Below are 9,294 nucleotides of genomic sequence, written 5' to 3' on the forward strand. Positions count from 1 at the left end.
CCCAATCCCCCTGAAATTAAACGATAAATTATTTTTGTCATCTTACCAGCTCGACTTCCTGACACCGGGAATATTACCCTGAAGCGCCAATTCCCGGAAACATATGCGGCAAATACCGAATTGCCTCATATAAGCCCGCGGCCGTCCGCACTTCAAACAACGATTATGTTGCTGCACCGGGTACTTCGGCGCCCGGAGCGCCTTAACGATTTTAGATGTTTTTGCCATTGTCTCCCCTATTCCTTCGCGAACGGCATGCCGAGACCTTCAAGAAGGGTCCGGCTTTCCGCGTCCGTTTTAGCCGAGGTCACAATACAGACCTCAAGCCCACGCAGTTTATCAACCTTGGAAAAATCAATTTCCGGAAATACGGATTGTTCCTTGAGACCCAGGGCATAACTCCCCCGGCCGTCAAAGGCATCCTTGGGTACTCCCTGAAAATCCCGCAAACGCGGCAGCACAACACTGATCAATTTATCCAGAAAATTGTACATATTCCGGCCGCGCAGGGTGACCTTGACCCCTACAGGCATCCCTTCGCGTAACTTAAAATTAGCGATGCTATGCTTGGACCGTGTCACTACGGTATGCTGACCAACGATAGCCTCCAGGTCAGCCTGTACGGTTTCAACAACTTTGGGATTTGAGGAAGCTTCCTTACCGACACCAACATTTACCACGACCTTGGTCAAATGCGGCACTTCCATGATATTGCGATAGCCATAGGCTTCCCGCAATTTGGGAACGGCTTCCTTCAAGTATTTTTCTTTGAGTCCGGCCATATTAGTCAATTACCTCGCCACAGGATTTACAAAAACGCACTTTCTTCCCATCGGCCAATACACGGCTGCCCAAACGGGCTGGTTTGCTGCACTTATTGCAAAGCACCATCACGTTGGAAACATGAAGCGGGGCTTCCCGTTCAATAATACCCGCCTGCCGTGCCTGAGCACGGGGCCGCGCGTGTTTCTTAACCATATTCACGCCTTCAACCAGCAACCGATCCTCGGCTGCCACCTGGCGTACTTTACCGCTTTTACCGCGGTCTTTGCCGGCGATAACCAGCACATTGTCATCTTTTTTAATTTTCATTATGCCTCACAGTACCTCGGGCGCCAGCGATACAATTTTTAAGAATTTTTTGTCCCGCAGTTCCCGGGCCACCGGGCCGAAAATACGGGTTCCGCGAGGTTCATTCTTGTCATTGATGACCACAGCGGCATTCTCATCAAATTTAATGTAGGACCCATCTTGCCGCCGCAGCGGAGCTACCTGCCGCACGATGACGGCTTTAACTACACTGCCTTCCTTAATGCCGGAATCCGGCGCAGCGCGTTTCACCGAGCACACAATAACATCTCCGATGCGACCGCGTAATTTACGGGAGCCGCCTAAAACATTGATGCACATCAGTGATTTGACGCCGGTATTATCAGCAGCCTTTAAACGAGTGTAAGCCTGAATCATTTAGGTTATCTCCTTCAATTCCGCCGACTCGGCTACTTCACCCCTGGTGAGAATCTGACCCAGGCGCCAATGTTTGGTTTTGGACAATGGACGGGTGGGAATAATCTCCACTTTATCGCCGTAGTGCGCTTCGCCCTTTTCGTCGTGAACTTTATAATTCTTGACGACCTTATAGGACTTTTTATAAATCGGGTGCTGGCGCCGGGTCTCCACAGCCACCACGATGGTCTTGTCCATTTTGTCGGAGACCACCTGGCCGATGGTCTTTTTAATCTTGCGAATCTCTTCCATAAATATCCTACCTTATACCCAGGGTACGTTCACGAAGCACCGTTTTGAACCTGGCAATATCCTTTTTAAGATTAGGCAATTCCCGGTTATTCTGTAACTGCTTGGTTGCCAGCTTAAACCGTACTTCCAGTAACTCACGGTACACACTATCCAATTGTTTCTTAATCTCTTCACCGGACAGCGCTCTTATTTCTTCAATTTTCATTAAACATTCTCCTCGGCCGCAACAGCTTCCGCTTCCTTAACCACAAACTTGGTCTGCAGCGGCAGTTTATGGGAGGCCAGGCGCATCGCCTCGCGAGCGACATCCTCACCCACACCACCCATTTCAAACATCATGCGACCCCGTTTGACGACAGCCACCCAATGGTCCGGGGACCCCTTACCGGAACCCATCCGGGTTTCAGCCGGCTTTTTGGTTACCGGATGATCCGGAAAAATCCGAATCCAGACCTTACCACCGCGTTTGATATAGCGGGTCATGGCGCGCCGGGCGGATTCTATCTGCCGGGACGTGACCCAGGCGGTAGAAGTGGCCTGCATGCCGAAATCGCCAAAATCCAGTTTGTTACCGGACTGAGCCTCGCCGTGACGGTGGCCTTTATGACTTTTACGAAATTTTACACGTTTTGGTTGCTGCATGGTTTCCCTCTAATTAAAATGTCTGACGCTAGGCGTCTTCGGTTTTTTCTTCGGCTGCCTTACGCACGCGGCGCTTGGGTTTTTCAGCACCGTCTTCCGACTCAGGCTTAGTTTCCCTGGCTTCCTTCTCAGTATCAACAGACTTGCGACGGGTTTTCGGCTGGGCTACAGCTACAGTCACGCCTTCACCTTCGCCGGCGGTGGCTTCGTTCGCTTTTTCAAACTCAGCAGCTTCGGCCTCAGCTGCAGCGGCGGCGGCCTGAGCTTCGCTGATGAAGTCCTCTTCCACAACTGCCTTGGCTTCGGGCAGAATATCGCCCCGATAGATCCACACCTTAACGCCAATGCGACCCAGCGCCGTGTTGGCTTCCGCAAAACCGTAGTCAATATCAGCCCGAATGGTGTGCAAAGGCACCCGTCCGTTGTGCATTTCTTCCTGCCGGGCAATTTCAACACCACCCAGGCGCCCAGAAGTTTTGATCTTGATGCCCTGAGCTCCGGCCTGCCGGGTGCGGAACATCGCCTGTTTCATGGCTCGCCGGTAAGCGATACGCCGTTCCATCTGATCAGCAACAGAGCGGGCTACCAGATAAGCGTCAAGTTCCGGCTGACCAATCTCATGGATATTGAGTTGAATCTTTTTTCCGGCCACCTCTTCCAGAAAACGACGCATCTCGTCAACACGCTGACCGCCTCGACCGATGACAATACCCGGCCTCGCTGTAGAAACGGTGACGGTCACCTTCGCTGCCTGTCGTTCGATTTCAATGTTGGAAATCCCGGCGTCAGTGTACTTCTTTTTTATCGCCCGCCGGATTTTCAGATCCTCCAGGAGGTTGTCTGAAAAGTTTTTTTCGGCATACCAGGTGGAATTCCAACCCTTGATGGCGCCGATGCGAAAAGCGTACGGATGAACCTTGCGTCCCATTAACCCTCCTGGTCCGCTACGATGACGGTTAGATGACTTGACCGTTTGAGAATCGGCGATACCCGTCCGCGCGATCGCGGCCGGTGCCGTTTCATCATTGGCGCCCCGTCAGCGTAGATTTGTACTATTTTTAATTCGTTAGGTTCCATCTGGTAATTGTTCTCGGCACTGGATGCCGCGGACTTCACAGTCTTTGCGACCAGCCCGGCGGTGGGAGACGGCATGAAACGCAGAATGGACAGCGCCTCAGCCACGCCTTTGCCCCTGACCAGGTCAACGTAGAGCCTGACCTTTCTTGGGGATACCCCTGTGTTTTTAGATATTGCCTTAACTTGCATCTTTCAAAGACCCCTTATTTCTTGCCCTTGGCCTTGACCTCGGATTTACCGGCATGACCGCGGTAGGTACGTGTCGGTGCGAATTCGCCCAGCTTATGACCAACCATATTTTCAGTAACGAATACCGTCACATGGCGCCTTCCGTCATGTACCCCGAAGTTGAGCCCTACCATCTCCGGCAAAATAGTTGACCACCTGGCCCAGGTTTTAATCATCACCTTTTTTCCGGCGCGGTTGGCTTCATCAACCTTCTTCATCAGCTTGGGGTGAACTGCCGGCCCCTTTTTAACAGAACGTGACATTTAATTCATTACCTCCGACGTTTGACGATAAGCTTATTGGAAGCCTTGGTTTTATTCCTTGTCTTGTAACCCAAAGCCGGTTTACCCCAGGGTGTCTTAGGTCCGGGCATACCGATCGGCGACCGACCTTCACCACCACCGTGCGGATGATCAACGGGATTCATGGCGGAGCCTCTAACCGTTGGTCTCCAACCCATATGACGCTTGCGACCGGCCTTACCGATAGACAGCGTCTGATGTTCCTCATTGCCGACCTGACCCACGGTGGCATAGGCACCGATCCGGACTCGGCGCATCTCACCGGAGGGCAAACGGATTAAGGCAAAATCGCCTTCTTTGGCCATCAACTGCGCCCCGGCACCGGCGGAACGAACCATTTTAGCACCCCGGCCTGGTTCCAGTTCAATATTATGAATAACGGTACCACTGGGCATGGAACCAAGAGGCAGTGCGTTGCCTACTTTAAGCTCAGCATCGGGGGCGGCGACAATCATGTCATCAACCTTAAGCCCCTGGGGGGCCAGGATATAACGTTTTTCGCCGTCAACGTAAAATATGAGCGCAATACGGGCCGAGCGATTCGGATCATACTCAATAGCGGCCACCCGTCCGGGCACGCCTAGCTTATCACGCTTAAAATCAATGATACGAATAAGCTTCTTGGCACCGCCGCCGCGATGACGCACCGTCATCTTGCCCTGAGCATTGCGCCCTGCATTATTCTTAACGCTTAGAATCAGCGCTTTCTCTGGACGACTCTTGGTAATGTCCGAGAAATCAGAGCCGGTCTGATGACGACGGCCTGCCGATGTTGGTTTATACTGCTTAAGTGCCATAATCTGTTAGACCCCTTCGAACAACTCAATCTTATCGCCGGGCTTCAAGGTAACCATCGCCTTCTTCCAGTCAGGCGTCATGTGGTATCCCCGACCCATGCGCTTCATTTTGCCCTTGACCCGGACAACATTCACCGCAGTCACTTCAACCTTGAAAGCAGCCTGAACGGCAGCCTTGATCTGGGGTTTGGTTGAACCTTCGGCTACTTCAAAAACATAAACTCCGTTGTCCTGCAACCGGGCACTTTTCTCCGTAATCAACGGGCGGCGTAAAACTTCAAATATCTGCATCAATATCTCCTTAAGCGGCCTCGGTACCCCAAACCTGCTGGATAACTTCGAGAGCCTGCTCCGTCAACAGGAGCTGGTCATATTTTAATAAATCAACCACATTAAGTTGGTTGGCCGGAGTGGTCTTTACCTTCGGCAGATTACGGGCGGACATTACAACCGCAGAATCCACCCCCGCCGTAGCAATAATAGTTGAAGAACCTATCTCCAGCGCCTTAAGTACGGCAACCATATCCCGGGTGCGCGGAGCTTCAAAGCTGAAGCTTTCAACCACTTTCAAACCACCATTGCTGACTTTGTCCGACAACAGACACCGGATAGCCAGCTGACGCATCTTCTTGGGCAGTCCCTTGGAATAATCCCGGGGCTTGGGTCCAAAAATCACGCCTCCACCCGGCCTGAGGCCACTGTTCCGTGAGCCGGCCCGGGCTTCGCCGGTGCCCTTCTGACGAAAAATCTTGCGGGTGCTGCCGGCTACTTCTGACCGGGTCTTGGTGCTGGAAGTGCCCTGACGGCCATTGGCCGCCTGAGCAACCATCGCCTGATGCACCACGGCGTCGTTCATCGGCACCCCGAACAGGGCTTCGCTGATGGTAATGTTCTTGACCACCTGGCCGCTTGTGTTATAGACAGGTATTTCCATTTTATTTGCTCTTCTTCGACTTTTTAATCAGTATCAAACCATTCTTGGCACCGGGCACAGCGCCCCGCACCAGCAGAAGGTTTTTTTCCACGTCGGTTTTAATAACTTTCAACCCGCTGACAGTGACCTGTTCGTGTCCCATATGGCCGGCCATCCGGGTGCCTTTAAAAACCCGACCGGGGGTAGTGGTAGCACCAATGGAACCAGGAGCCCGATGCCGGTCACTCTGGCCATGAGTCTTGGGTCCACCGGCAAAACCATGCCGCTTGACCGTGCCGGCAAAACCCCGGCCTTTGCTCACTCCGGTCACATCAATCAGTTCTCCATCAGCGAACAGACTAACATCAACCTGATTGCCGACCTCAACTCCATCAAGATCATCCAGCCGGAATTCGCGCAGGTGGCGAAAATTACCCATATCCTTAACATGACCTTTTTCGGCTTTAGTCAGATTTTTGGATTCACCAAAACCCAATTGGGCAGCAGTGTATCCATCACGCTCGGGCGTTTTAACCTGAACCACGGTGCAGGGACCTACCTGCAGGACCGTGACCGGTTCAACTTTACCCCCGGCGCTATAGATCTGGGTCATCCCCAGTTTCTTTCCGATAATCCCGTTTATCATCTTCAGTCTTCCTATAGCTTAATATCAATGTCAACACCAGCCGGCATATTCAGGCTGGTAAGCGAGTCAATAGTCTTGGAGGTGGTCTCCACAATATCAATGAGCCGCCGGTGTGTTCTGACCTCAAACTGCTCCTGAGAGTCCTTATCAATGAAAGAGGCGCGAATCACACTGTACTTCTTGATATGAGTAGGCAACGGTACCGGGCCGGAAATAACGGCGCCGGTGCGTTCCAAGGCTTCAACGATCTGCATCGCCGACTGGTCCAGAATCTTGTGGTCAAACCCCTTGAGCTTGATCCGAATTTTTTGTTTTCCCATCTTTTTACATTTCCCCTATTTGTTCGCTGCCTCGGTCTCCATGACCGTCTTGGCAATATTGGCCGGCAGTTCCTGATACTTGTGGAACTCCATGGATGAAGTAGCCCGCCCCTTGGAAATACCGCGGATAGTAGTAGCATAACCGAATGTCTCGGCCAGAGGCACGAAGGCGTGAACCACCGTAGAATCGCCCCGGGGCTCAATGGATGAAATATGACCGCGGCGGGAATTAAGATCCCCGATAATGTCCCCCATGTATTCTTCAGGGGTTACTACTTCCATTTTCATCACCGGTTCCAGCAGAACCGGTTTGGCCTTGGAAACCACGTCTTTAAGCGCCATGGAACCGGCAGTTTTAAAAGCCATTTCGTTGGAGTCAACGTCATGGTAACTACCGTCGTAAATAGTCACTTTAATGCCGACCATAGGATAACCGGCGTAAGCTCCGGTCGCCGCGGCTTCTTTAATACCGTTGGCGGCAGCGTTAACAAAGTTCTTGGGAACGGTACCACCGCGAATTTCATCAACGACTTCAATGGCGGTAGATTCAGTCAGCGGCTCAATATTAACCTTAACATGACCGTATTGGCCGCGGCCACCGGACTGTCTGACAAATCGCCCTTCACCGGTAGCGGTACCGGTAATGGTTTCCCGATAGGCCACCCTGGGTTGACCGATTTTGGCCGCTACCTTAAATTCTGTCAGCATGCGGCTGACCAAAACGTCCAGGTGAAGCTCACCCATACCGGCGATAATATTCTGACCGGTTTCATCGTTGTAGGAGACCTTAAAAGTCGGGTCTTCATCGGCCAGTTTCTGCAGCGCATCTACCATTTTATCCTGGTCGGCGCGGGTTTTGGGTTCAATGGAAATAGAAACCACCGGTTCTGGAAAGGTAATATTCTCCAGTACAACCGGGTGATTAGGATCACAAAGCGTATCGCCGGTAAAAGTACTCTTAAGACCCAGGCTGGCGATGATAGAACCGGTATCAGCCTTATCAACTTCTTCGCGGCTATTTGCATGCATTACCAGCAACCGGCCGATGCGTTCGCGTTCCCCGCGAGTACTGTTAAACACACCCGCGCTGGCATTAATGGAACCGGAGTACACCCGGAAATAAACCAAACGACCGACAAATGGATCGGAGACGACTTTAAAAGCTAAAGCGGAAAACGGAGCCTCGTCGGTAACCGGGCGGCTGGCCTCTTCCTGATTGCGGGGGTCAACACCGATAACCGGCGGCGTATCAAGCGGCGAGGGCAGATAATTAATTACGGCATCCAGCAACACCTTGACGCCTTTCTGACGGAAAGAACTGCCGCATAAAATAGGAATACCCTTATTGGCCAGGGTGACCCGGCGAAGACCAGCCCTGATCTGGTCTTCCGTTAACTCTGTGCCGTCAAGATAGGCACACATAATTTCATCATCAACCTCAGCCAGACGTTCAATCATCTGATGACGAGCGGCCTCATATTGTGCCCGTTCGGATTCCGGCAAGGGTATCTCTACCGGTTCCGGAGTAGCGGCATCGCCATCTTCCTTATAAGCTCTTCCGGTGACCAGATCAATAACACCACCAAAAGTTTCACCGCTGTTGATGGGGATAACCACCGTAATGTGATGCGCCTTAAGCCGGTCTTCAATCATTTTCAGACAGCGCCAGAAATCAGCGCCGGTACGATCCATCTTATTAATGAAACAAATACGGGGCACACCATAGCGGTTAGCCTGACGCCAAACCGTTTCTGACTGGGCTTCAACGCCGGCGACGCCGTCAAACACAACCACGCCGCCGTCCAGGACGCGCAGAGACCGCTCCACTTCCGCGGTAAAATCAACGTGGCCGGGGGTATCAATAATGTTGATGCGATAGTCGCGCCAATGAGCAGCCGTTGCTGCTGAAGTAATGGTGATGCCGCGTTCGCGTTCTTGCTGCATCCAGTCCATCACCGTATTGCCATCGTCAATATTACCGATTTTGTGAGTGCGCCCGGTATAAAACAGTACGCGCTCAGTCGTGGTGGTCTTGCCGGCGTCAATGTGGGCAATGATACCAATGTTGCGTATTTTATCTAGTTGAAAAGTTCTATCTTGGCTCATGAATTCGTCTTATGTTCCTTACCCGTATTACCAGCGATAATGAGCGAAGGCACGGTTTGCTTCGGCCATCTTGTGGGTTTCTTCGCGCTTCTTGACCGCTGAACCCAGCCCCTTGCTGGCATCGGTCAACTCGGCGGCCAGTTTCGCTGACATGGATTTACCGGCACGGGCCCGAGAATACTTGGCGAGCCAGCGCAAAGCCAGGGAAAAAGCCCGCTCTGGGCGAACTTCCACCGGCACCTGGTAATTGGCACCGCCGACCCGGCGAGCCTTAACTTCAATCAGAGGAGTAATATTTTTTATCGCCTGCTCCACCAGGGTCACTGAGTCCTTGCCTTCCTGTTCGGCAATCAGGTCCATGGCATCATACACCACGCGTTCCGAAGTGCTCTTTTTGCCAGAGTACATCAGCCGATTGATCATTTTAGCAACCATCAGGCTGTTGTATTTTGCATCCGGTGCAACCGGGTGTTTCTTGATGCTAGAATTTCGTCTTGCCATTTTC

The 9,294-nt window shown here is 52.2% G+C and carries 17 protein-coding genes; all 17 read right to left on the minus strand.

Annotated elements, in window-relative coordinates:
* Positions 1–42 precede the first annotated feature (42 nt).
* From V8247_RS01560 to rpsG, 17 genes are read right to left on the minus strand one after another with little or no spacing between them, the layout of a single operon-like run.
* Complete coding sequence (locus V8247_RS01560) at positions 43–228, minus strand: type Z 30S ribosomal protein S14 (protein ID WP_338738087.1); 186 nt, start codon at positions 226–228, stop codon at positions 43–45.
* Positions 229–236: 8 nt separating this feature from the next.
* Positions 237–782, minus strand: a complete 546-nt coding sequence (rplE, locus tag V8247_RS01565; protein ID WP_338739279.1) for a 50S ribosomal protein L5 — start codon at positions 780–782, stop codon at positions 237–239.
* A gap of 1 nt (position 783) precedes the next feature.
* On the minus strand, positions 784–1,092 hold the full coding sequence (gene rplX / locus V8247_RS01570) for a 50S ribosomal protein L24 (RefSeq protein WP_338738089.1): 309 nt from the start codon (positions 1,090–1,092) through the stop codon (positions 784–786).
* Between the two features lie 6 nt (positions 1,093–1,098).
* Complete coding sequence (gene rplN / locus V8247_RS01575; RefSeq protein WP_338738091.1) at positions 1,099–1,467, minus strand: 50S ribosomal protein L14; 369 nt, start codon at positions 1,465–1,467, stop codon at positions 1,099–1,101.
* Positions 1,468–1,758, minus strand: a complete 291-nt coding sequence (gene rpsQ, locus V8247_RS01580; RefSeq protein WP_338738093.1) for a 30S ribosomal protein S17 — start codon at positions 1,756–1,758, stop codon at positions 1,468–1,470.
* 7 nt (positions 1,759–1,765) lie between these two features.
* Positions 1,766–1,963: a 50S ribosomal protein L29 gene (rpmC, locus tag V8247_RS01585; protein WP_338738095.1), complete on the minus strand. Its 198-nt coding sequence runs from the start codon at positions 1,961–1,963 to the stop codon at positions 1,766–1,768.
* Entirely contained in the window at positions 1,963–2,400 is a 438-nt protein-coding gene (rplP, locus tag V8247_RS01590) for a 50S ribosomal protein L16 (RefSeq protein WP_338738097.1), read from the minus strand. The genes rpmC and rplP overlap by 1 nt, the downstream gene beginning before the upstream one ends.
* A gap of 28 nt (positions 2,401–2,428) precedes the next feature.
* The gene (gene rpsC / locus V8247_RS01595) at positions 2,429–3,328 is read right to left on the minus strand and encodes a 30S ribosomal protein S3 (protein ID WP_338738099.1); all 900 of its coding nucleotides are present in this window, start codon (positions 3,326–3,328) and stop codon (positions 2,429–2,431) included.
* On the minus strand, positions 3,328–3,666 hold the full coding sequence (gene rplV / locus V8247_RS01600) for a 50S ribosomal protein L22 (RefSeq protein WP_338738101.1): 339 nt from the start codon (positions 3,664–3,666) through the stop codon (positions 3,328–3,330). Before rplV ends, rpsC begins: the two co-directional genes overlap by 1 nt.
* Positions 3,667–3,680: 14 nt before the next feature.
* Positions 3,681–3,968, minus strand: coding sequence for a 30S ribosomal protein S19 (gene rpsS, locus V8247_RS01605; protein ID WP_338738103.1), 288 nt, complete (start codon positions 3,966–3,968; stop codon positions 3,681–3,683).
* A gap of 8 nt (positions 3,969–3,976) precedes the next feature.
* A complete protein-coding gene (gene rplB, locus V8247_RS01610) occupies positions 3,977–4,804 on the minus strand; it encodes a 50S ribosomal protein L2 (protein ID WP_338738105.1) in 828 nt (275 codons plus the stop codon).
* Between the two features lie 6 nt (positions 4,805–4,810).
* On the minus strand, positions 4,811–5,095 hold the full coding sequence (locus V8247_RS01615; protein ID WP_338738106.1) for a 50S ribosomal protein L23: 285 nt from the start codon (positions 5,093–5,095) through the stop codon (positions 4,811–4,813).
* Between the two features lie 10 nt (positions 5,096–5,105).
* The gene (rplD, locus tag V8247_RS01620) at positions 5,106–5,738 is read right to left on the minus strand and encodes a 50S ribosomal protein L4 (protein WP_338738108.1); all 633 of its coding nucleotides are present in this window, start codon (positions 5,736–5,738) and stop codon (positions 5,106–5,108) included.
* Position 5,739: 1 nt separating this feature from the next.
* A complete protein-coding gene (rplC, locus tag V8247_RS01625; RefSeq protein WP_338738110.1) occupies positions 5,740–6,363 on the minus strand; it encodes a 50S ribosomal protein L3 in 624 nt (207 codons plus the stop codon).
* A gap of 11 nt (positions 6,364–6,374) precedes the next feature.
* Positions 6,375–6,683: a 30S ribosomal protein S10 gene (rpsJ, locus tag V8247_RS01630; protein ID WP_338738112.1), complete on the minus strand. Its 309-nt coding sequence runs from the start codon at positions 6,681–6,683 to the stop codon at positions 6,375–6,377.
* Between the two features lie 15 nt (positions 6,684–6,698).
* The gene (gene fusA / locus V8247_RS01635) at positions 6,699–8,789 is read right to left on the minus strand and encodes an elongation factor G (protein ID WP_338738115.1); all 2,091 of its coding nucleotides are present in this window, start codon (positions 8,787–8,789) and stop codon (positions 6,699–6,701) included.
* A gap of 27 nt (positions 8,790–8,816) precedes the next feature.
* A complete protein-coding gene (rpsG, locus tag V8247_RS01640; RefSeq protein WP_338738119.1) occupies positions 8,817–9,290 on the minus strand; it encodes a 30S ribosomal protein S7 in 474 nt (157 codons plus the stop codon).
* Between the last annotated feature and the right edge of the window lie 4 nt (positions 9,291–9,294).

This window comes from Dehalogenimonas sp. W (assembly GCF_037094495.1).
In the GTDB taxonomy this organism is placed as follows: Bacteria; Chloroflexota; Dehalococcoidia; order Dehalococcoidales; family Dehalococcoidaceae; genus Dehalogenimonas; species Dehalogenimonas loeffleri.